The organism is Anabaenopsis arnoldii (genome assembly GCF_028331025.1).
In the GTDB taxonomy this organism is placed as follows: Bacteria; Cyanobacteriota; Cyanobacteriia; order Cyanobacteriales; family Nostocaceae; genus Anabaenopsis; species Anabaenopsis arnoldii.
On the sequence record NZ_JAQMUH010000061.1, the window covers coordinates 1 to 23,488 of the forward strand.

21 protein-coding genes are annotated in these 23,488 nt (G+C 41.1%); 8 read left to right on the forward strand and 13 right to left on the reverse strand.

Going from position 1 to position 23,488, the window contains the following annotated elements; translation table 11 throughout:
* Positions 1-261, reverse strand: a 261-nt coding sequence (locus PN457_RS04650; RefSeq protein ID WP_271731650.1) for a MerR family DNA-binding transcriptional regulator, incomplete at its 3' end; no start/stop codon positions are given.
* 756 nt (positions 262-1,017) lie between these two features.
* On the opposite strand from PN457_RS04650, the gene PN457_RS04655 reads away from it, so the two are divergent.
* Positions 1,018-2,178: an AI-2E family transporter gene (locus PN457_RS04655; protein ID WP_271731651.1), complete on the forward strand. Its 1,161-nt coding sequence runs from the start codon at positions 1,018-1,020 to the stop codon at positions 2,176-2,178.
* 22 nt (positions 2,179-2,200) lie between these two features.
* Here PN457_RS04655 and PN457_RS04660 read toward each other — a convergent pair whose 3' ends face one another.
* The 4 genes from PN457_RS04660 to pedR form a co-directional block, all read right to left on the reverse strand.
* Positions 2,201-3,529 carry a serpin family protein gene (locus PN457_RS04660; protein ID WP_271731652.1) on the reverse strand — a complete coding sequence of 443 codons (1,329 nt, stop codon included), beginning with the start codon at positions 3,527-3,529 and terminating at the stop codon, positions 2,201-2,203.
* 251 nt (positions 3,530-3,780) lie between these two features.
* The gene (locus PN457_RS04665; RefSeq protein WP_271731653.1) at positions 3,781-4,776 is read right to left on the reverse strand and encodes a glycosyltransferase; all 996 of its coding nucleotides are present in this window, start codon (positions 4,774-4,776) and stop codon (positions 3,781-3,783) included.
* A 10-nt stretch (positions 4,777-4,786) separates the two neighbouring features.
* The gene (locus PN457_RS04670) at positions 4,787-5,422 is read right to left on the reverse strand and encodes a DUF6391 domain-containing protein (protein ID WP_271731654.1); all 636 of its coding nucleotides are present in this window, start codon (positions 5,420-5,422) and stop codon (positions 4,787-4,789) included.
* Positions 5,423-5,591: 169 nt separating this feature from the next.
* Entirely contained in the window at positions 5,592-5,855 is a 264-nt protein-coding gene (gene pedR, locus PN457_RS04675) for a photosynthetic electron transport-dependent transcriptional regulator PedR (protein ID WP_271731655.1), read from the reverse strand.
* A 400-nt stretch (positions 5,856-6,255) separates the two neighbouring features.
* Between pedR and PN457_RS04680 the strand changes: the two genes are divergently transcribed.
* On the forward strand, positions 6,256-7,233 hold the full coding sequence (locus tag PN457_RS04680) for a carbohydrate kinase family protein (RefSeq protein WP_271731656.1): 978 nt from the start codon (positions 6,256-6,258) through the stop codon (positions 7,231-7,233).
* Here PN457_RS04680 and PN457_RS04685 read toward each other — a convergent pair.
* Genes PN457_RS04685 through sfsA form a run of 4 tightly spaced genes read right to left on the reverse strand, consistent with a single transcriptional unit; the run spans position 7,230 to position 10,144 of the window.
* Positions 7,230-7,991: an HIRAN domain-containing protein gene (locus PN457_RS04685; RefSeq protein WP_271731657.1), complete on the reverse strand. Its 762-nt coding sequence runs from the start codon at positions 7,989-7,991 to the stop codon at positions 7,230-7,232. The genes PN457_RS04680 and PN457_RS04685 overlap by 4 nt on opposite strands.
* A gap of 2 nt (positions 7,992-7,993) precedes the next feature.
* Positions 7,994-8,890 carry a HipA-like protein gene (locus tag PN457_RS04690; RefSeq protein ID WP_271731658.1) on the reverse strand — a complete coding sequence of 299 codons (897 nt, stop codon included), beginning with the start codon at positions 8,888-8,890 and terminating at the stop codon, positions 7,994-7,996.
* A 12-nt stretch (positions 8,891-8,902) separates the two neighbouring features.
* Complete coding sequence (locus PN457_RS04695) at positions 8,903-9,388, reverse strand: gluconokinase (RefSeq protein ID WP_271731659.1); 486 nt, start codon at positions 9,386-9,388, stop codon at positions 8,903-8,905.
* Positions 9,389-9,418: 30 nt separating this feature from the next.
* Complete coding sequence (sfsA, locus tag PN457_RS04700; RefSeq protein WP_271731661.1) at positions 9,419-10,144, reverse strand: DNA/RNA nuclease SfsA; 726 nt, start codon at positions 10,142-10,144, stop codon at positions 9,419-9,421.
* A 115-nt stretch (positions 10,145-10,259) separates the two neighbouring features.
* Between sfsA and PN457_RS04705 the strand changes: the two genes are divergently transcribed.
* The gene (locus tag PN457_RS04705; RefSeq protein WP_271731662.1) at positions 10,260-11,543 is read left to right on the forward strand and encodes a tetratricopeptide repeat protein; all 1,284 of its coding nucleotides are present in this window, start codon (positions 10,260-10,262) and stop codon (positions 11,541-11,543) included.
* Between the two features lie 29 nt (positions 11,544-11,572).
* Here the strand turns inward: PN457_RS04705 and mutS are convergent, their stop codons facing one another.
* Positions 11,573-14,152, reverse strand: a complete 2,580-nt coding sequence (gene mutS, locus PN457_RS04710; protein WP_271731663.1) for a DNA mismatch repair protein MutS — start codon at positions 14,150-14,152, stop codon at positions 11,573-11,575.
* A gap of 173 nt (positions 14,153-14,325) precedes the next feature.
* On the reverse strand, positions 14,326-15,936 hold the full coding sequence (locus PN457_RS04715; protein WP_417006593.1) for an alkaline phosphatase D family protein: 1,611 nt from the start codon (positions 15,934-15,936) through the stop codon (positions 14,326-14,328).
* A 165-nt stretch (positions 15,937-16,101) separates the two neighbouring features.
* Here PN457_RS04715 and PN457_RS04720 point away from each other — a divergent pair, with 165 nt between their 5' ends.
* A complete protein-coding gene (locus PN457_RS04720) occupies positions 16,102-16,344 on the forward strand; it encodes a hypothetical protein (RefSeq protein WP_271731664.1) in 243 nt (80 codons plus the stop codon).
* A gap of 30 nt (positions 16,345-16,374) precedes the next feature.
* Here the strand turns inward: PN457_RS04720 and PN457_RS04725 are convergent, their stop codons facing one another.
* On the reverse strand, positions 16,375-18,009 hold the full coding sequence (locus tag PN457_RS04725; protein ID WP_271731665.1) for a fasciclin domain-containing protein: 1,635 nt from the start codon (positions 18,007-18,009) through the stop codon (positions 16,375-16,377).
* Between the two features lie 741 nt (positions 18,010-18,750).
* Here PN457_RS04725 and PN457_RS04730 point away from each other — a divergent pair.
* The 4 genes from PN457_RS04730 to PN457_RS04745 all read left to right on the forward strand — a co-directional run bounded on the left by PN457_RS04730 (position 18,751) and on the right by PN457_RS04745 (position 22,684).
* Positions 18,751-19,524: an MlaE family ABC transporter permease gene (locus PN457_RS04730; RefSeq protein ID WP_271731667.1), complete on the forward strand. Its 774-nt coding sequence runs from the start codon at positions 18,751-18,753 to the stop codon at positions 19,522-19,524.
* Positions 19,525-19,818: 294 nt separating this feature from the next.
* A complete protein-coding gene (locus tag PN457_RS04735; protein ID WP_271731668.1) occupies positions 19,819-20,547 on the forward strand; it encodes a hypothetical protein in 729 nt (242 codons plus the stop codon).
* 78 nt (positions 20,548-20,625) lie between these two features.
* The gene (locus tag PN457_RS04740) at positions 20,626-21,393 is read left to right on the forward strand and encodes a DUF1350 family protein (RefSeq protein ID WP_271731669.1); all 768 of its coding nucleotides are present in this window, start codon (positions 20,626-20,628) and stop codon (positions 21,391-21,393) included.
* Between the two features lie 154 nt (positions 21,394-21,547).
* Positions 21,548-22,684, forward strand: a complete 1,137-nt coding sequence (locus PN457_RS04745) for a PP2C family protein-serine/threonine phosphatase (protein ID WP_271731670.1) — start codon at positions 21,548-21,550, stop codon at positions 22,682-22,684.
* Here the strand turns inward: PN457_RS04745 and PN457_RS04750 are convergent, their stop codons facing one another.
* Entirely contained in the window at positions 22,685-23,011 is a 327-nt protein-coding gene (locus tag PN457_RS04750) for an STAS domain-containing protein (protein ID WP_271731671.1), read from the reverse strand.
* Between the last annotated feature and the right edge of the window lie 477 nt (positions 23,012-23,488).

The following is a 23,488-nucleotide window of genomic DNA, read 5'->3' on the forward strand; positions in this document are numbered from 1 at the left end:
GATGATTTCGGCTTCTGGGTAGAGTGATTGCATATAGGCGATTTGTCTACCAAGGTCGTCTCGTTGCTTGGTTGAACTAACTCGGCAGTAGCAGACAAAGGAGGTTCTAGTTGCACCACGGAGGTAGGATTCGACATGAAAAAGTCTTTGTCCTGCTTCGTTTTTGATGCTTTCGATCTTGCCATTGTCTGCGTACTTCCTTAAAGTGTTTGGGTGCAGTCCCAGTTGTTTGACTGCTTCTCGTAGTGGTACATAAGCCATACTACTATCTTAGCATTTGTAAGCATATGTAATCTATTGTTAGCAAATGACTAGCTATTGGCTAGCCTTACCCAAAGACTAAACAAATAGTTTAGGAATGTGTCCGAACCCGGAGAGCATTCTCAATGGAATTAGTACCGCAAAGCACAAGTCAAAAGTTCAGAGGTTTTTATTTTAGGACTTTCGACTTTTTTTAAATGGTATACCTATTTACGCTGTGCTGAACTAATTCAACAGGTAAGATTTGCTTCTTAGCCCCTCAGTTCCGTGAGGGTTGAATTATTGACATAACTTAACGTTTAATTAACCGTACTAACTTGTGATGGTTGTGTTAACCATCACACTTATAGGATTTCTCATTTTTTGGTGGCTAATCCGGAGATAATTAATTGAAGTATGACAACAATCAGTTACTTTGACCAGACCTGATCAGAGATCATCTGCAATTGGCGAAAAAATCAGTGAAAATACTCGTCAAATGTGGGCTTCATAGCAGGAATGAAGAGGATTGCTTGCCCAATACTGGGTCAGCAAAACTACTGAACCCTGATTCCCGGTAAAATGTTCGCTGTATGATCTGAACGGTCTTGTAGAGGTAGATGTATATTGATTTTACTGGGAATTCTCAATTGGTTCAAGATTTTCCAGAAGATTGAGTCTGATCCTAAAGTAGAGAGATGAAATGCGATGATGTAGTTAGAGATAATAAGCTATAGAAAAAGATTTGATTTAGTTCTATCCCGCAATCGGCTAAAGATGCAGACACGCAAGCTACTCAACTGGTGGCAGACATTTACACCTATAACGCGCCTGGGGGCGATCGCGTTATGCGCCCCACTTTTGGTTCTCAATGGTTGGGCGATTTCGGCAATTTTCCATTATTTCCACTCCCTCATCGTGATTTTGGTGGGAGCCTCAGTACTAGCATTTCTGCTCAACTATCCCGTGAGCTGGATGGAGAGTCAAGGTGCTAGGCGAGAACAAGTTGCTGTTTTAGTTTTTTTGTTAGCCTTATCGGTCTTATTGGCCCTGGGTGTTACCCTGTTTCCCCTAGCTCTCACCCAAGCCCAGCAATTAGTGGCGCGATTACCAGAGTTAATCGACTCTGGACGTTCTCAGTTGATGATGTTAAATGAGAAAGCAGAAACCCTGAATTTACCAATTAATCTTGATGCTCTTGTTGTCCAAATTAACGATCGCGTCAAGAGTCAATTACAACAAATCGCCGGACAAGTGTTAAATCTAGCTGTGGTGACATTCACTAGCCTGCTAGATTTTCTCTTAACCATGGTTTTGACTTTTTATCTTTTGCAGCATGGCGGTGAACTTTGGCAGAGTTTAGTAGAATGGCTACCTACCAAGTTTCGCGAACCTTTCTCTAAAACAGTACGCCTGAGTTTTCAGAACTTTTTTATCACCCAACTGATTTTATCTACCTGTATGGCATCAGCGCTAATTCCCACGTTTTTGTGGCTAAAAGTGCCATTTGGGTTGTTGTTTGGCTTAACTATTGGCATCATGGCTCTTGTGCCCTTTGGTGGTTCGGTGGGGATAGCCCTGACTACTTCCCTAGTAGCCCTGCAAGATTTTTCTATGGGAATCAAGGTGGTGATCGCGGCGGTAATTGTGCAGCAAATTTTAGAGAACTTAATTGCACCCCGTATCTTAGGTAGTTTTACAGGCTTAAACCCAGTGTGGATACTGATTTCTGTGCTTACAGGGGCGAGAGTTGGTGGACTTTTAGGGGTAATTGTGGCAGTACCAACGGCTGTAATTATTAAGACGGCGTTAACCGCCCTGCGTCCCCAGGGTTTAAACGGTGAAATCGAAGAGAAAGCTGCACACGTTCTGACAGAAAAATCACTAACACCTGAAACTAACAATGCTCTGGGTGTTTCGGAACCGACATTACCGTAGTGGTGAGGAGTGTTTTATATGGTTACTGAGGGTCAGTAATGACACCCATAAACAAAATGCTCCCTGTTTGATGATCTCGAATAGCACAGAAAAAGGGACGGTCAACAATCATGCGGAAAGGTTCCGGTTTTTCTCTAAAAGCTCTTGCTACCATTCCTACTGATGTGGCGGCGCTGGCTTCTGTACCTTCTTCGTTGACTTCGACAAATGTTTTATGTTTGACCTGACTAATTTTGACATGATTACCTATACCGGAAAAGTTGGCTTGATTGCTAAAAGCTTCTGACATCCCTAAGGCTTTGAGCGCATCATTGAGTGTTACATCATAATCTGTTTTGAAGCGGGGTAAGCGAATAAATCCATCCCGGTTTCTTAACTGAGAAATCAATTTTTCCCAGTTGTCAAAATTAAAGTTTTCATAAAAGGTTGGGAGGTCAGATTCCTGTTTGGGTAAGAAGATATAAAAGCTGATTTTGCCATCTTCGCCATAAGGTAAACTCACCGCCTGAAACTGGTCGTTTTCATAGTATTTATATTCCCCTGTTTGCGACATCATCGGGTGTTGCTTCTGTTCACCAGATATTAATCTAAAAGGATGTTTGGCAGTTTGTGATTTATCAAACTTACTACTCCATTGCCCTTTAAAATATATGGCATTAATCAGAAACAATACCTGCTCAGGTGGAATTTGCTCGACTATTTTGGTAATTTTTCCCCGGGTACTGTCTTCAACCCACTTATTGATAGTATTGGCAGATGCGCCATCTTCAAAGTCTAATTTTTTGACCGGGGCTTTGTATAAGTCCTGGATACTTTGGATAAAATTCGGCTGCAATGTAGCTTGTTGATTTGCCCATAGTGAGTTAGCAATAGTCAGTTGCACTTGGGGATCAGGATTTTCTAGCAACCCTTTTAATGTGGCGTAGGCCGAGTTAATTTCTGGTAGACTCATGCCCTGTAATTCTAGGGTTTTAGCCATTTCCTGTTGAGTGGAACCACTGGCACCATTATATGCCATGGACAGGGCGATCGCTATACTTGAAGGTGATAGAAAAATGTTATCTTCACTACTGTTTTTTTGCAAAATTTGGGAAAACAGTTTGAAGCCAAATCTATTATTAGCATCTACAAGTTTTTGATCAGAGATTAATATTTTTTTGGGTAAGGGAGTCTCGGAATAATGTAGATCAGATTGGGTGAGGGAATTTGTACTACCACTTACTTGAGAACAACCCAAGACACTGAACAGGACAACACTAGCTGCCGCCAAAACGTAACGTCTCCCTAGACTTACACCATAACGTCTTTGTAGGAATGTTGTTGCCACACCACTTAGTTTTTGCCGATTCATTCTGCCACCTAGTTTACCCAACGTTTTTCGCAGTCGATCTAAAATTGAGGCTCAATTATGTTCCGATTGCTTACTATTGCATTTAGAACCATCAAAACTACAGACGGTTACAGTTTTAGTAACAGTCAAGGGAATAGGGAATGGACATCTGCCTTTTTTCATAAAGTCCACAGACGAACACAGATATTAAGTGTATTATTATACGTTTTATCCTAGGTGATTCAAATGATGAGCAGCAATCAATGGCTGAGTTAGAAAAAGTACTTCTGCCTAATTTTTTTGTATATGTTCTTGATCCTTAGTTTGAGTAACCGAGTTTGTGATAAGTCTTTGATATTGGGTGAAAAATTAAGTTTGTTGTCAAAGAATTCGTTTAATTCTTGCAAAATAATTTGAAATCTTCTGATAATATTTTCCCTGCGATATTCGGCAAAAAATTCTTCAGATAATTTGATAGTTTGTGATGATTTCAGGGAATTTATAACGCGTTGCACGTCATACTCTTGGGAGTAGCCGGCGATTTTATAGCAATTAAACCCAGGGTCTAAATAATCTGACAGTCCACCGTTAATACTGGAAAATACCTGACAGCCACAGGCAAGAGCTTCCATGGGTTGTAGTCCAAAGCCTTCACTAACGAACTGTTGGGCCCAATATTCGGCAGAGTCATACAGGTAAATCTTTGTCTGGTTAAATAGACCGGGTAAGTCTTCTACATAAGAGTCAACTAATTTGAGGTTACACTGTTTCTGCAAAGCGGGGATCAATTGTTGCATTAAATACTCAGAAGATTTTCGGGCTTGAACTAAAACATCAATGTCCCGGTCTAAATGTAAATTTTGAAATTCATTACTAATTTGATTGGGCAAATAATAAATTAAAGAATTAGGGGACTTTTGCCCCCAATATCCCATAGTGTTGCGGCTGACTGTGATGATGGGAATACTAGGGGGTAGGCGAAACTTGTAACCGGCACTGTGGGCATGGTAGATAACGTTATATTGCTTGAGTTTTTTGGCTAGCTGGGGTACATCAAATCCCCAGCTAATGACAAAAATAGCCTGATCTAAATTTTTTTGGGTGAGCAGATCATCGATAAACAGTTGGTCTGTTTCTCTTTGGCGATAAGTGACGACATCAGCGTTACAGATTTGCTGGGCTAGCTGAACTGTTTTTAATTCTGCCCAAAGTCCACCACAGGCAAATTTGCCATAAGTACCGGGAACTAAGAAGTAAAGCTTTCTCATGATTAATTGTTTATTCTCGCCAGCTGACTTTGACAAAATGTCCGGGTCTTCCCCAAAGGTCACGAGTCAGAGTAATATTTTCAATTGTGAGGTTAAAGGGGATGGCGGTGGTGAGATAGCGCTGTGCTATGGAACCTAAATCAGGTGCAAGTTCTGCTGCTGTGGTGGCGGCGAGTCCTAAACCGATTAATTGCTCAATGGGTCGCAATGGTAGTAATAGATTAACACCCACAGCTAGGCTGGCTGTCAACAGCATTGCTACTGATGCATTGGTGCCACAACGGGGATGGACGGCTAAATCCCATTCACCATTAATCAGACGATGTAAGCCGAGTGTGACCGCCCGGCGCAAATCACTGATATTCACCTCACCATAAAGGTAAAATCCTTGTTCTGTAGACAACCCGCCTAAGAGTTCGTTGTCTACTTGTACTTTTTTTGGTCTGGTTTGAGCTTCACTCAGAACCCAAACAGTAGCATGTTCTAGGGCGTGAACTTGTCGTAGCAGGATTATTTCTTTTAATCCTGGGATGAATGATAGGTGTCTGAGTAAGTCAGCATCTTGTGTTGGTTGGGGGGCGGTAAAGTCAAAACTAAAAAAATCAAAGGTAGGTGAACCACCTGGAACAGAAGCTGAAGTATGCATCAAAAGACTGCTCTCCTAGCTGATGGAGCAATATAGATTTTTTAAATGTAACCCTTGAGGCTGTGGATTATTGCTAATTTTTGTTGATGAGAATAGGAATTTACGCTGGAGATCCACCTGAATGCAAAGGCGTGAGGGGAATGAAAACTAGTACACACCCAGCAATGGTTTAATCGTTCTGGATAGGTAAAACACAGCAATTAACGTCGTGCAAGCAGATTTTACCCCACTGTAAAGCCCATCGGACGAGAGCCACTCGGTTTTCGGTTTGGGTTTTGGTGAGAATATTGCTGATATGGTTATCAACTGTGCGTTTGCTAATCTCCAGTTTGATTGCAATATCTTGGTTAGTTAAGCCAGCGGCCACTAAGTCGATAATTTGCAATTCTCTGTCTGACAGACTAACAGGGGTCTGAGACTCGCCACCAGCCATAAGTTTTTCTATCCTCCCTTGGTATATGTACTTAATCCTCTTTTAATTCTAGAAGATTCTTTTGTTTAGAGGGGTTTTAAGTTATGGCAGTCATGCAATTGACTATATTTTCTTTAGATTTCTCTTTAAGAATCATATGTAACTATTTTAATTTTATTAAAGAGATAGCTATGTAAATGTGCTTATATAAGAGCAGATATGTCTCTGGTTAAATTAGCAAAAATGCCATTTTTTCGAGTCAAGGACTGGAGACAGATTAGTGAAGATTGTTTTATATTTTATACTATAGTTAGCAAATCCTGGCGGTTTTAACCGCTGGCGTGGTCACTGATTTGAGTCAACCTATCCCTGAACTCTCAGGTTGAAAGACGCCGTCGTTTTCCACATACCAGATATTTATATGAGCAATCCCCGTGTTTTGTGCGTTGGTGAAATTTTGTTCGATTGTTTAGCTGACCAGTTGGGGCTCAAGCTAGAAGAAGTTCAGTCCTGGACTCACTACCCAGGGGGTGCGCCGGCTAATGTGGCTTGTGCTTTAGTAAAGTTGGGCACTCCCGCAGGTTTTATTGGCGCTGTTGGTGAAGATGAGCCGGGGAGTCAGCTAGTGAAGCTATTAGCAGAGATCGGTGTCGATACAACAGGGGTACAATCCCATTCTACAGCACCAACGAGGCAAGTTTATGTGGTGCGAGATTTGGGGGGCGATCGCAATTTCGCGGGATTTGGTGAGTATGACACCTCTGAATTTGCCGATACGCGCTTACAAGCTCAACAATTACCAGAGTCGCTGTTTACAGAGGCGGAGTTTTTGGTATTAGGTACCTTAGAATTAGCCTACCCTGAAAGTGAGCGGGCAATTCACCGGGCTTTGGAATTAGCAGGACAATATGACCTGAAGATTATTTTGGATGTTAACTGGCGACCTGTGTTTTGGCAAGATGCCAATGTGGCTCGCCAAAAAATCCAGGATATCTTAAAGCAGGTTGATTTCCTCAAACTCTCTAAGGAAGAGGCAGAATGGCTGTTTAATACCACTGACCCAGGTGCAATTACTTACCGTCTGGCTTCCGTTGAGGGGGTGCTGGTAACAGATGGAGAAAATGGTTGTGCCTATTGTTTGGGTGAAAATGAAGATAGGTTACCTTCTTATCCCATTCAGGTTGTGGATACAACGGGCGCAGGGGATAGTTTTTTGGCTGGATTTATCCACCAATTAAGTCAACATGGTATTCAAGGCTTACAGGATGGCGAAACAGCCAAAAAGGTTGTTGCTTATGCTAATGCTGTGGGGGCCCTGACTACTATTAAACCGGGTGCGATCGCTTCTCAACCCACTGGGGCTGAAGTTGAGGCTTTTCTAGCTTCCCATCCAGTTTAGGAAATATTACCAGCTGGGATATCAGCGATAATGGGCTGATACTCCTGGCCGGAAAATGGACGAAAATTTTCTGGCCATTCCGCGGTGACGTTGCACAATAACCGCAGTTGAAGTGGAGTTGGTGCGGGGTTGACCCGTTCAACGTGTACTTTTACAACTTGTGGATTTTTGTTTGTAAGTTGAAGAATATCATCCACAAGATAACGGGGACAATAACCTACGATGTGATGCTCCCTAGTGCATAAAAGTAACGCCTTTGGATCATAGGGATTTTGAAATTCGTGGGCTAAATATAAAAGTTCCCTAGGTTGTAGTTGATTAATTCTTTCAGTTGCACAAGTGGGAAGATGTCTGAGTCCATGTGCAAAAAAATGAATATGGTATAAATTATTTTGATCTGGTTGTGGAGCGGGGAAAACTTCAAATTTATCTGTTACTTTCCTTCCCCCGCTCCGAGAAAGAATGGTAATGGGGTCATCTTCACCTTCTGGAATATTCAGCCATTCAATATAATTTTTATAGTCGGGGCGGGAGCGTCGCATTAATCGGTTAGAAAACAATGGAAACACATCCACTGATGTGTATACTTGATTAAAATCTGGGAAAGAAAGTAATCCAGTAAATCCGCAGTTATTTTTTGCTGTCAATACACCCTTTGTATATAAGAACTCGTACTTTCTACCGTCAAAAGTTAAACGTCCAATGGGAAACCAAGCTCTAGTGTGGGTGTCTTGCCAAGCTAAAAATAATGTTTTCATATTCAGGTGTCTAGGAGTTGTACCAGTCTTTTGTGATTAAATTCCAAGATTGTTTGTGCAAATTCAATTGCTATTGGCGATATGCGATGAGATGGTATGCGACCAAAGAGCATTGACGTATCATGACTGGACACCCTTGCTAATTTTTCTAACCATAACCCAGCAGCTTTTGGATAAAGTTGTTGGACTTGATAAAAAGCATCAAAAGTTCTGAGGGGTTTTTGCCCTCCATTACTAGGGTAAATCAAAGATGTACACTTTTCGGCATAATCTACCACAGAAGATTTATTTTTCAGCTTCAAGTGTCTTTTTCCATCAGACATTTCCCTACCCAAGCTAGAAGCATGGTCATAACTTGGTGCTAAGTGCATCTTATCGCCTAAATTTATGTATGCCCAGTTTTCGTGATGTCTGTCTGTATTTCCTATCCAAGCATCTAAGAGTAAATATCCCACGAAAACCTCCATGGCAAGGTTAATTCCTGCTGGTAGTACCCAGTGAATCGGTGAATTTACGGAACCACTTTGAAGAGCATGGGATATATTATGAATTGTGTGTTGAGATAAGTCTCGGCAATTTTGTGGATATCCAGGTACTATTGGCGCTAGAATCTCATTTCCTAAGGTAAGAATTCCAGCTTCCGGCAAAAACGAGGGGCTAATAACGCCATTGTCACCATTGAATGTGGCTAACTCATAAATAGCATGGGGTAAGTCTAGCAAACTGCACAACTCAGATGCTATCTTCTCTGACCAGTCTTCGCCTGTGTTTTGTCTAGTTTTTTTGTAGAGATAATTGAGATTATCATGGCGGTACCAGAATTTTTCTTTGGTTCCTAAATCTTCATCAGCTTCAGGGGCATCGGGTAGGATGTCAATGATGGGAAATGGTTCTTTCATGCTAAAAATGATCTAAAGCCCAATGACTGTTTTCAGGTTCTCGACAATTAATTGGGGTGGCTCAGAAATATCTACACAGATAGCGTCATCAGGCTCTTCTAGGGTATCTAACTGACTGTTGAGGAGTTTTTCGGACATGAAATGATTTTGTCGCCCTAGGAGCCTTTGCTGTAGTAAGTTTAAACTGCCTTGGAGGTAGACTAGTTGCATGCGATCGCTATCTAATAGTAAATATTGGCGATAGTCTGCTTTGAGCGCCGAACAGGCTAAGACTACATTAGTATTTTGTTGTAACCAGACAGCGATCGCTGTTTGCAAGTCTTTTAACCAAGGCTTTCTATCGGTATCATTGAGGGGGATACCCAGGCGCATTTTCTCAATGTTCGCTGTGGAGTGAAAGTTATCCGCGTCTTGAAATTCCCAGTTTAAGGCATCGGCGAGTAGTTTACCAATGGTGCTTTTACCGGAACCGGATACACCCATGATAATAATGATCATTTTTTTTAACGCAAAGGTACGCAAAGTTAGTTAAATGCTGAGTTGTGCTAAACCTAGGTAGCGTACGCCTTCTGGTGAGATGTCAAAACGACAGGGTAATACTTCTAAACCCTGATGTATGGCATGTCTTAGGAGTCTACCATATATGGGGTCTGTTACATCCCCTGGGGCAAATTCTGTACAGTCCCCCCGGTTGATGAAGTACAACATGACTGCTCGGGTTTGGGGGAGGAGTGCTGTTAGTTCGCGTAAGTGTTTTTGTCCTCTGGTGGTTTCGGTGTCGGGAAATATTGCTCGGGTACTTTGCGCCCATGTTGTGTTTTTGACTTCTAAATAAATTGGCGGTTGTGGCTCTTTTCCTGTGAGGTAGAAGTCTACCCGGCTTTTTTTATCTTGTCCATACACTACTTCGCTTTTAATTTGGCTATAATCTCCTAGTTGGGGGAATAGGTGTTTTTCTAAGGCTAGTTTAACTATACGATTGGGTAAGGCTGTGTTTACTCCTACCCAGGTGGGTTCAGTATCATGTACCTGAATTAATTCTAAGGTGTAAGCTAATTTGCGTTTGGGGTTATCACTTTGAGAAAGTTGTACTTTACTCCCGGGGGTGGATACTCCTGTCATTGGCCCTGTGTTGGGACAATGTGCGGTGACTATTTCCCCGGAGTCAAGTTGAATGTCGGCAAAAAAGCGCTTGTAGCGCTTTAGTAGTGTTCCTGAATATAATGGTGGATAGCGGTAAAGCCAGTCAATCATGATCAAATCTGTTTACTGTTAAGTAATATACAATGATTAACTGCTGATGGAATTATGCAACAGGTTGATTTCATATTTAACATATAAGTGGAATGTTTATCTGGTTAGGTGATTTATGAGTAATGAGTTTTATCACCGGGGACTAAAAAGGGCTGAGGAAAAAGACTACTCTGGTGCTATTGAGGAATTTACTAGTTGTTTACAATGGGTCCCTGATTTTGCGGATGGGTTTTTACACCGGGGTCTGGCTTATTATAATTTAGGTGCGATTCATCAAGCAGTTTCTGATTATACTGAATGTATCCGGTTGAATCCTGGGGGTATGGAGGGGTATTATTGTCGGGGATTGGCTAGGGTAGTACTGAAAAACTTACCGGGGTCGCTGGAAGATGTGGATCAGGCGATTCGCCTCAATGTTAATTATGCACCTGCTTATCAATTGCGGGGAACAATACGGCGCAAGCAAGGTTTTATTCAAGATGCGATCGCTAACTTTAAAAAAGCCGCTGAATTATATTTAGCACAAAAAGACACCGCTAGCTGTCGGCTGTGTATGGAAAAAATTAAACAGTTACAACCAAAACCAAAACCAGATGTAAACTCAAGTAATTATACTAAGGCTTATGCCCAAAAAATATTAGACTTATCAATCAACGGATATTTTACCCAGTTATTAGAAAAAGCCGAACAGGGAGATACGACTGAGGCGATCGCTGATTTAAACTGGATATTACAAGCTGACCCCCAAGATGCTCAAGCTTATTGTTGTCGGGGGGTGGTCAGGTGTAAAATGGGCAATTATCGAGAAGCGATCGCTGATTTTAACCAAGCTATACAATTAAACTTCACAGATGCCATAGTTTATCGTAACCGAGGTAAAGCCCGTTCGCTGTTGGGGGACAATCAAGGAGCGATGGCGGATTTTAATCAAGCTTTGAAAATCCAACCCCAAGATGCTTTAATATATGTGGCTAGGGGTAATGCCTATCGATTATCTGGTAATTATCTGGATGCCATTCAAGATTACAACCAAGCATTACAAATTCATCCCCATTATGCACCAGCTTACTACAATCGCGGTATTGCCCATGCTTGCTTAGAAGAAATGCAAAACGCAGTTGCAGATTATCAACAAGCGGCGAGTATTTTTTGTGAACAGGAAGATTGGGACAATTATCATCAAGTATTGGAGAGGTTGCAAAAAGTCCAGACATCTAGACCGGAGTGGAAACAGCAAAACTATGGTTTACTGCGTCAGCGACTGTTGCGACTGGTGGGGGGACATTGGGAAATCGCCCAAAGACTAATTGATGATAAACAGGAATACCTTCCGGGGATGTCTTATGAATGGTATTTACAACAAGTAATTGAGGATATAGAACGGGGACGAGGTAGGTGATGATTCTTAATTTAGAGGTTTTGAGGGGATTATTCCATATTTTGCAACCCCATAGCAATCTTACTGTGTTTCTCAATTTGCCCCATAACTTGTTTCGCCCTTTGAATGACTACATCTGGTAAACCCGCTAAACGTCCAGCTTCAATACCATAGGACTTATCCGCACCTCCGGGCTGAACTTGATGTAAAAAAACGATTTGGTCGGGTAACTCCTTGACGGTGACTTGATAATTAGCCACATTGGGGAGAATACTAGCCAATTCATTTAACTCATGATAGTGAGTGGCAAAAATTGTCCGCGAGCGAATTTCTGTAGCTATATATTCCGCTACGGCCCAAGCAATGGAAAGACCGTCAAAAGTTGCTGTTCCTCGGCCAATTTCATCTAATAATACCAGCGATCGCGCAGTGGCATGATTGAGAATATTGGCGGTTTCATTCATTTCTACCATAAAAGTAGATTGACCTGTGGCTAAATCATCCACTGCACCCACACGGGTAAAAATGCGATCGCATATTCCCAACTTCGCCAGGGTCGCTGGAACAAAACTCCCAATTTGCGCCATTAACTGAATTAACCCCACCTGACGCAAATAACAACTCTTACCGCTTGCATTTGGTCCGGTGAGAATAACTAAATCTGGTTTTTCCTCTAGGTGCTGGGTGGTCTGTTCTCTTCCTAAGTGGGTGGAGTTGGGGACAAAAAACCCTGCGGGTAAAGACTGTTCGACTACGGGATGACGACCATCGACAATCATCATCTCCCGTCCCGAAATCATGTCTGGACGACAATAACCTTGTTGTACAGCTAACTCAGCTAAACCACATAACACATCCGCTGCAGCTACAGCACGGGAAACATTGCGAATTACTTCCGCTTGTTCTCCGACATCTTGGCGCAACTCTACAAAAATCTCATATTCCAACTGGTTTAAATCATCCCGCGCTGTGAGTATGCGCGCTTCCCGTTCCTTCAGGTCTGGGGTGATGTAACGTTCCTCGTTGGTGAGGGTTTGCTTGCGGATATAATTATCGGGTACTTGGTCAGATTTAGAGCGGGGAACACTAATATAATAACCAAAGGTTTTATTAAATCCTACCTTTAAGGTGGGGATTGCGGTTTTTGCTCGTTCGTCAACTTCTAAATTAGCAATCCATTTCTGGTCTGATTCTACGGTGGCTTTTCTCTGGTCCAACTGGGGATTTATCCCCGGACGAATTAAGCCGCCTTCTTTAATATGTATGGGTGGTGATTCTACTATATGGTCGTGTAATTTTTGGGCTATTTCTTCCAAGACATCCGGGACTTTTTGTAAGGCTTTGAGAAAAGGCGATCGCGCATCGGCCACTAGGTGAGATAATTGGGGTAAGCGTGAGAGGGAATCGGCCAAAGCTGCTAAATCCTTAGCGTTAGCTGTTCCCGAAGCTGCTCTACCTGTCAGCCGTTCTAAGTCGTAAATTTGCCGTAACAATTGCCGCAAATCTTGACGCAGGGGTGTATTTTCCATCAATTCTTGGATGGTGTCTTGTCGCGCCCGAATGCCTTTAAGATCAAGTAGTGGTTGCAATAACCACCGCCGCAAAGCCCGCCCCCCCATTGATGTGCTAGTTCTATCCAAGGCCCACAGCAGGGAACCATGAAATGTACCATCCCGGACGGTTTGCGTAATCTCTAGGTTACGGCGGGTTTGATTATCTACAATTAAATAGTCAGTAATAATATAACTGCGTAACTTTTGCAGGGTAACGGGGTTGACTTTTTGCATATCTTCCACATACTCTAGCAGACCCCCAGCGGCTCGTACTGCTAAAGGAAGATGATCACAACCGAGTCCTTCGAGCGATCGGATCTTAAATTTCTGCAATAATTTTGATCTAGCTTCACCTTGGGTAAAGGGAGCCTGCGATCGCAGGCTATAACAAAATGATGGTGGTAAACATTGGGGAAGATGAGGCGAAGTTTCTCCGGGACGCAACAAGCTCCCTAAATCCGGGGCGTTAGTGGGAACCACCACCTCTGAGGGTTGCAACCGCATTAGTTCCTGGGTTAGGTGTTCTAAATCACTCCCCTGAGTTGTGAGGAATTCCCCGGTGGAAATATCTGCATAAGCTAAACCCCAATGATTTACGGCAATTACTACAGCGGCTAAGTAATTATTGCGACGCGTATTTAACATTCCCTCTTCTAGCAAAGTCCCCGGTGTGAGGATACGGGTGACTTCACGCTTGACCAGACCCACTGCTTCCGATGCGTCTTCTACTTGGTCGCAAATTACCACCGCATAGCCTTTTTCTACTAACTGGGTGGTGTAGCGTTCCCAGGCGTGATGCGGTACACCAGTCATGGCTACGCGACCAACTTCGCCACCGTGTTTACTCGTCAGTACCAGTTCCAATTCTCTGGAGACTGTTACAGCGTCTTGGAAGAAAGTTTCAAAAAAATCTCCTACCCGATACAGCAGCAAAGCATGAGGATATTTATCCTTCATTTCTACATAGTGCTGGTACATCTTACTCAGCTTACTGCGGTCTGCTAATTGAGTATCAATCAGAGGCGCTGCAGGGTTATGGGGTTCCGTTAGTTGAGTGTCAGAATCAGAAGCAGTCATAGATGGTAGGTTATGCACGGACATTCCACAATATTTGATGATAACCTGATGTGGAGTTTAAGAGGCGATGGCTCAAACTTTTGTGATGTTTTCTGGCTATCTCAGCTGCACAAAAAGCCAGTAGACAGAATAATTCTATCTTACTGGCTCAATTAAGCTCAGGTTTCCAAAACTTACGCTTCTGGTGGTAAGTCCTGGCTATAAATAATTTCCCCTGCTAAATTACGCAGTGATACTGTCATCACTTTAGTATTAGCATCAATTTTCACTCCACCAAAGAATTGTAAACCTTCAGTGGGGGGTCGATTTGGACGCATACCTGGAGGATTGCTTTGAAATATCAATTGTGGACCAAAGGTATTGTCTAATTGTCCCGGTCCGAATGTCCCAGAATTGAGAGGTCCGGCGACAAACTCCCAAAAAGGCTTAAAGTCTTGAAATACTGCCCGATTGGGGTCATAATAGTGGGCTGCGGCATAATGTACGTCAGCAGTTATCCAAACAACATTTTTAATGTTTCTGCGTTTGATAAATCGCAGTAATTCAACCAACTCTAATTCCCTTCCAGAGGCTTTACCATTATCTGCGTTAGCCCAAGCCTCAAAAGCAGTAGGACCGTCTCGCACTATTAGCCCTAAAGGCATATCACTGGAAATTACTTTCCATGTAGCTTTTGATTTAAGTAGTTGCACCTTCAACCATTGCAGTTGTGATTGGCCCAGCATATCTGTTTCTGGACTTTTTGCTGGCTGAACATTCCCGGTATTTGGTCCACGATAAGTCCGCTCGTCTATCGTGAAAATGTCAAGTAATGGACCATATTGGAAAGAACGATAAATTTCTGACCGGTCAGCACCATATCTTGACTTATATTTCATGGGCATATACTCAAAAAATGCTTGTCTTGCCCTTTGTACTAGCAAGTCAACATCCTTAACAGTATAGCGATCATCAGTCAAAAATTCCCCAGGATACCAGTTGTTTACAGCTTCGTGATCATCCCATTGGGCTAACATCGGTACTTGGGCGTTAAAACGCTTCACATTTTCATCTAGCAAGTTGTATTGAAAATTACCACGAAATTCTTGTAGGGTTTCTGCTACCTTTGACTTTTCTTCTGTGACGATGTTCCGCCAAATACTACCATCATCTAGTGTTCTTTCTGCTACAAGTGGGTTATCGGCGTAAATCGTATCCCCGCAATGGATGAAAAAGTCAGGATTTAATTGACGCATTTGTTCATAAATTGTCATCCCACCCAAATCGGGATTAATCCCCCAGCCTTGACCGGCGGTATCTCCACCCCAGACAAAGAAAATATCTCTTCCGGTTCTGGAAGGAGTGCGAAATGTACCGCTGACAGGTTCACTTTGGATGCGTGGATTGTCTAAGTCTTGGAAAATTACCCGGTAAAATATTTGCTGGTCTGGGGGTAAGTTCTTGAGAACATATCTGGCTGTAAAATCCTGTTCCTGTGAAGTACGTTCACCAAAAACACGTCCTAGTCTGTTAAAGGATTCACTGGTAGAGTATTCAATCACCATTCGTGCAGGGCGATCGCTCCGACTCCAAATCACAATACTATTACCACTTATATCCCCAGTAGCAACACCATAGGGTATGGTAGGACGCATACTTTCAGATGTAATAATTCCGGGAGCTTGTCCAAATACTTGTGAATTTGATACAATATTTGTGGTGATAATACTACCTGCTGTTACAGCAGAACTAAGTAAAAACTGCCGACGATTTAATCTTAATGGGTTATGAGATTTTATGCTCATGAATAGCCCCCTCAAGCAAAGTATTACAAAATAGTTAACTACTAAATTTTGTAATGCCAATAAGTAAAGCTTGAGTTATCCAAAGGTTAATTAAAACTAGTTTTTTAGATTAATTTGGCAAAAACCTCACCCTAGGTTCTGGAGAGATTTCTGCTTAGTTAGGAGATGGAAAGCATTGCTCACAGGAGAAAGATGGAAGTAGATAAAACCAAAATCATATCACCGGTAAACTTGGAATCACAAGCAGATGCGGAACTAGAACAGAAGCTGCGGGAACTCAAGTTTAGACAAGAACTTAGAAAAGATTGGATTTTATTTATTGTCAGGGATGTTGTTATTTTTTCTGGGGCGATCGCCTTTGTGTTTGCTATCTGTGGCTATTCTCTGTTCATTCTGATTAATAGGTAAGATGAACTACCATCATCCCCAGGGTCACCATTAAAAATTATAGCCAATCCCCAGGAGCAAACCCACATCAGTACGATCTAAAAATGCTGCATTTGCAGTACCGGTGACAGTAAAGCGATCGCCTATAGGCACATCCACACCACCAGTTAATAATAAACCAACGTCAGAACCGCTTCCAGTTTCAAAAGCTACCCCAGCCCCTAAAAAAGGAGATATTGATATTTGTTCTCCATTTAGGGGATCTGCGAAACGGGGAGCAAAATCTAAAGTTACGGGAACCAAAAACAGTGTATCGCCCCCAAATATCACCGCTGGTCGCACGGAGATAGTATTAGTCAGCCCAATTTTGCTGATTATTCCATAGTTACTTTCACTGAGAGTTGAATTACCACCTATACCAATGTTACCAGCAACCCCAATATAACTAGACCCTCCACGAGTACCTGTACCTGGTTCCATAGCAACAGTAGTTGCTGCTGGTGGCGATTGACTGACTCCCAGGTTAGGTGGTATGAGTACCTTATTAATTACATGAATGACACCATTACTCGCTTGTACGTTGGGCTGGATAACATCCGCATCATTGACCGCAATTTGATTAGTAGCTCTATCTACCTGAATATTTACAGGTACATCCTCAAAGGTGATTAATTCTCCGGATGAGAGTTGATTAGCGGTTACTTCCCCAGGAACCACATGATATCTCAAAATCTCAATCAATAAGTCTCTATTCTCCGGTTGCTGCAACTCTTCTAGAGTCCCAGCTGGTAAAGCTGCAAATGCCTGATCCGTGGGAGCAAACACTGTATAGGGTCCGGGTTGCTGTAGAATACCTGCTAAATTTGCTGTTTGCAATAAAGAAGTCAAGCTTGTAAAAGTGTCACTCGATGCGGCAATAGAAACAATATCTTGACTTTGAGTTTGTTCCGTAGCCCCAACTATATACTTAGTGGCTACAAGGTTGCTAGCTAGGGGTTGCATTTGTCCCTGTCTGACTAAAGCTTGATATAAAATCGCCGACGCTTCAGCACGAGTTAAAGGATCTAGCGGGTTAAGTAGCTTAACATTGGGATAATTAACAACAATACTAGCCTCCGTAGCTGCTGCAACATTATCTAGTGCATAGCTGGGGATTGCTGACGCATCTGTGTAGTAAGTATTGACTACGGCTAATGGATTCTCTCTAGTTTGTAAACCTAAACCATTTGTTAAAGCAACTATGGCCTCAACTTTGCGAATTTGCTGATTTGGCAGAAATAAGTTTCCTGGATAACCTGACATAAATCCGGTTTCGTAGGCTTCCTGAATTGCAGAACCCGCCCAGAAGTTCCCAGGAACATCTGCAAAACCATCTGCACTTATTTGCCGAATTTGGTCTTGATTAAAAGCTTTTTGAATCATTGCTGCAAATTCAGCCCGACTCACTGGTTCATTTGGCCTAAAAGTACCATCTGGAAAACCAGATATAATGTTTCTTTGCGCTAAAGCTTGAATAAATGGACTGGCCCAATACTGTGCACTAACATCAGACAAGTTAGCTGCTAAAGCAGGGGAGGGAGTCACACTGGTTTGAGCGGAAACTATCATGGGATTGATTGTAGCCAGTATGACTCCCAAGGACAACAAAGTTGTACCTGCTGATGACCAACGCCAGAAACTAATCATGAAAATATCCTCCAAGAAAAAGTTGAAAATTATTTTATGTAGATTCCTAGTAGACACAGGAATGTTTGGCTGATGTCAATATCTAAAGTACCAATGCCAACCTGAATGATTGAGAGTTATAACTTTTGAGGACATGATCATTTTCTCCTCACCCTGATTAATTTATCTATGACTTGATAGCGGAGTCTTACCATAATACTGGGCATTTAATCGCCACTTTGCCAAAATTCTCGCCAAATGTCTCAATAGTATGGAAATAAATTATTGGACATAATGAATGTTCTCAGATTTAATTGAATTACACAACTAGCTTAAGGTGAAACTATTATTTTTTTTCTCTTCCTTTAGATAGTTGAGGACAATCGAATACCTATTGATTAGGATGAATATATACAACTTAAGTATTTTTATCGACTGCAATTGCATCTAAATTATTACTCAGGAGTGATCATGCTTTTAGATGCTGATTATCATCACTAAAAATCTCATATCTACCACAGATAAACACAGATGTTTTCCTACTTTATGGGACGGGGAATGCAATAATGTAATATGCTTAATCTCTTTGTGTCATTAATTACACAAATTCATGGCTGATATAGGGGCATAATATTTTGATACAAGACATAATTGGCGATAAACTAATGACAGGCAAGACTCAATTTAGATAGGTACTAAATTCCCTCCCATTTGTATCACTTGCTTATATGGGGACAAAAAAACTCAGTCTGAAGGGCGGTAATGCAAACTAAAAAAAAATTAGATCAATTATGGATAGTACGCTGCTTTGCCGCAGTTCTACTCTTTGGTCAGGTACTCCTGCATTTACTTCAAGGAAAAACTTACTACCGCAAAATTTTGCAACACATGGTGACCGCAGGGCCTGCTTCGGTGTTTCCAGTTGTCCTTGTTAGTGGTTTTGCTGGTATGATTTTTACTATTCAAACTGCTCGAGAATTAGTGAGATTTGGTGCCTTAGATGCTGTGGGGGGGGCTTTCGCTTTGGCTTTTTGCCGAGAATTAGCGCCTCTTTTGACAGCTAGTATTATTGCTGGACAAGTAGGTTCTGCTTTTGCAGCGGAAATAGGTGCTATGCGAGTTACAGAGCAAATTGATGCACTTTATATGCTCAAAACAAATCCTATTGATTACTTGGTGCTTCCTAGAGTAGTGGCTTGCATTTTGATGATGCCCATTATGATGGTTTTTGCTTTAGTTGTAGGCATCACTGGTGGGGTTTTTGCAGCATCCCAATTTTATCATGTTGACCCTGAAGCATTTTTAGAATCTGTCAGAACTTTTTTAGAACCATCAGATTTACTTATAGTTTTAGTGAAGGGGCTGATTTTTGGTGCTATAGTCGCTATCAATGGTTGCAGTTGGGGACTAACTACTAAGGGAGGAGCAAAAGAAGTTGGAGAGTCGGCAACAACCGCAGTGGTCACTACTTGGGTGTTAATTTTTATGATGGACTTTTTTCTCTCTTTGTTGATGTTTCATGAGCCTACAATTTAATTGGAGTTGAAAATTAGATGAGCACTAGCTCATTTTTAATCTGTATCAAATTTAACGTATATGTATTTGAATGCTAGTATTTCTCTCAATTAAAATAATCATAAAAATTACTATTTAACGAGCCATCAATAAATTTGATTGCTATATTGTACTAAATAAGCATTGCATCAGGAAAGTACAGAACCTCATCCCCTGTCCCCCTCTTGCTTAAAGAAGACTGGGTGAGGTGGAAAATTTTCCTTTGCTGGTTATTTAATTCACATTCCTAAGTAATCTGGTGAGGATACGGAATTGGTGCGTAATGATTTACATGGCTTAGATATTAGTCATACAGAATTGCAAAATTTGACTAATTTACCTGTTAAAGAGCAATTAATTATTATTACCCAACCTTTAAGAACAATTGCTAAAAGGATTACAGATAAACTTAGGGGTTCCGAGGGAGCTACTGTAGTTTTTATTAGTTCTTCTATATTTGTTTTTAGTTATTTGCTCTTTGATATCCTGATTAAGCTGTTTGCTACTTGGATCACAATTCCATCTTGGTTACTGTTAATAATATTGTGTTCTTGGGGTGGATGTGTCACACAGATTGTTTTCTATTTATTATGGCGGAGAAAAATTAAAATACTTAATCACAATATGACGAATTCTTTAGAAATACTTTTAAATGATGTTGATAGGTATAATGCTGTTATCAAAGCCATAGATATCAATGATCAAATAGAAGCAGCTGGTAATCCAGGAGTGGTTATTAGAGAAAGGGAAAAAGTTATCGCCGCCTTGAAGCTCACAAGAAATGATTTAATTCGGGCTTTGAAGACAGAGAGAATTTTAAGAGAAAATCAGAATTTTATTCTCAGAAATACAGAGTTATTTACTAATAATTTGGCGACTTTAACCGCAATGCAAGTTACAGAAGAAGCGACCGAGCATGGTAGGTTACTCAATGAAGCATTGCAAATTGCTTTAGATGTGCAACTGGAAATGAAAAGGCTGCAAAACCTGACCTCACACTCATGAATCTTGCTATGAAACTCCCCAGGACTGCAATCGACAGTCTAACATAAAGAGGTGTGAATTTAGCGATCGCCTATAGGTATGGACTGGAAAGAAATTAGAGGTAACTGGGTACTCATTCCCCCAAAGCCCATTGGCATCATCCATTTTCTCGGAGGTGCATTTGTGGCCACCGCACCCCATCTGACTTATCGCTGGTTACTAGAACATCTGGCTAATCAAGGATATGTGATTATTGCTACACCATTTATCAATACTTTAGATCATATTGCGATCGCCAAAACCGTACTACTGAACTTTGAACGCACCCTAGAAAGATTACACGACTCTGGCTCCCTACGCCAGCTTTATCTGCCTACTTACGGGTTAGGGCACAGTATGGGTTGTAAACTTCACTTACTCATTGGCAGTTTGCTACCTGTAGAACGTGCTGGAAATATTTTAATTTCCTTCAATAACTACGCCGCCAAAGAGGCCATCCCCTTAGTAGAGCAATTTAATTCTACTTTGCCCATTGAGTTTACGCCCTCACCAGTGGAAACCGACACAATTGTAAGACAGAGCTACAATATCCGCCGTAATTTATTAATAAAATTTAGCAACGATACCATTGATCAATCAGCAGGTTTAAGTCAAATCTTACTAGACCGCTTCTCCCACATGGTGACAAAACAAACCTTACCAGGTACTCACACCACACCTTTAGGTCAAGATATCAAATGGCAAACAGGAGGGTCATTTACTCCTTGGGATGCTTTAGGACAATGGTTTAAACAAGAAATTTACCGAGATTTAAACCAGCTAAAACGCGCCATTCTCTTATGGTTAAACCCATTATCACCCCCATAACATTTGAAAAAACCGAGTATATAAAAATTATCGGTGTTTATCTGTGTGCATCTGAGGTCAATTAATTCCTTCTTGATATCTTCCCACGAGGAGAAAACCCTGGGAGTATTGGCAAAATACCAAACCATGATCAAATTTCCAATTAGCATTATCCATGTTTCAAATCCTCGTAATTGATGATGATATTTCTATACAAATATTCCTGAAGAGGATGTTAGAAAAACAAGGCTATAAAGTAATTACTGCTAGTAATGGAGAAGAGGGAATAGCCAAGGCTATAGCTTACCATCCAGCCCTGGTTATTTGTGATTGGATTATGCCAGGACTCAATGGGTTAGAAGTCTGTAAGCGCATGAAGACAGACCCCAGCTTATGCACCACTTTCTTTATTTTTTTAACATCTTTAGATTCCATTGCTGATCGTGTCAAGGGACTAGATGCTGGCGCTGATGATTTTATCTCCAAGCCCATTGAGCAAAATGAATTAAAAGCAAGAGTCAGAGCCGGATTGCGCTTGCATCAGTTAAGTCAGGATTTACATACTCAAAAGCTACTTTTAGAAACTGAATTAGCACAAGCAGCAGAATATGTGCGATCGCTGCTACCACTACCAGTCATGGAACCTCTAAAAATCGACTCGCGATTCATTCCTTCCCGACAACTTGGCGGCGATTGTTTCGATTACTACTGGCTAGATGCTGATTATCTAGCTATATACCTTCTAGATACGGCTGGACATGGACTAAAAGCTGCTCTCCCCTCAATTTCCGTCCTCAATCTGTTACGTTCCCGCGCCTTAAAAGGTTTGAATTACTATCAACCGAGCGCTGTACTCAAGGCTTTAAATCAAACCTTCCAGATGAATTACCAAAATGACAAATATTTTACTATTTGGTATGGAGTTTATAACCGAGTTAAGCGGGAGTTAATTTATGCAAGCGCTGGTCATCCCCCTGCAATATTAGTATCTGGTACATCTGCCAAAAACACCGAATTTAAATTACTAAGAACTCCGGGAATGCCTGTTGGGATGTTTCCAGAGGCAAAATATGTTGACGCCTTTTGCAATATTGATAAATTTAGTAATCTCTATATTTTCAGTGATGGTGCTTATGAAATCACAAAATCAGATGGCACACTTTGGAGTTTAGATGCTTTTATTCAAATACTTGTTAGCTTACAACACACCATTGAAGTCAAACTCGATCAAGTATTGAATTATCTCATTGCTTTGAACTCCAAAGATGCTTTTGATGATGATTTATCAGTCCTACAAATTAATTTCGATTAATTATTTTGGGGAGAGTACAACTTGATTAAAGTCATCTTCATTTAAAAATATCTCAAACACTTTATCCATACCTGTTAATTCAAATAATATTCTGACTTGTTCATTGATAGAACACAGAACTAGTTTGGTATTTGCTGCCCGTAATGTTTTGAATGCTAATACTAAAGCGCCCAAGGCAGAACTATCCATAAACTTGACATCTTGACAATCGACTAAAACTATTTTAGCACCACTTTCTACAAGGCAGATCAGGTCTTCTCGTAGTTGTTGTGAGTTGGTGGTGTTGATAATTCCACTGAGCTTCAGGACTTTGACTTGTTCATTCATAATACTTATGACCAGATTGTTTTAAGAAGATGTCATGATTTTGTTAGTATTATATACCAAGATGGAGTTTTTGAGAAAACTAGCAACATCAAACAGGCACTAAATTACTAGTGGTATATCATAAATACTTGCTGATTAATAAAAAAGTATCCAGTATTTCATTTAACAGAAATTACATATATAGAAATCAGGTTTGGTTTCTGAATTGATTTGTGTAGGTAGGGAACAGGGAACAGGTAAGAAGAATTGCTGTGTGTACTGAGTCTTGTTCAAAAAATTAAATAGGAGTCCTATAGCCAAAGTTTATAAAAGTTTATATAAGTTAGATGGGTTTCTAAGAGGATGTTTGTCAAGTCATGATTAGTGTATCGAATATTATTTGACCCCTCCCTCTCCTTACAAGGGTAGGTTTTTAATATGATCTGTGAAGGCAAGACCACCGAAGACAAGGAAGGAAAGTGGACAAGGAAGATTTTA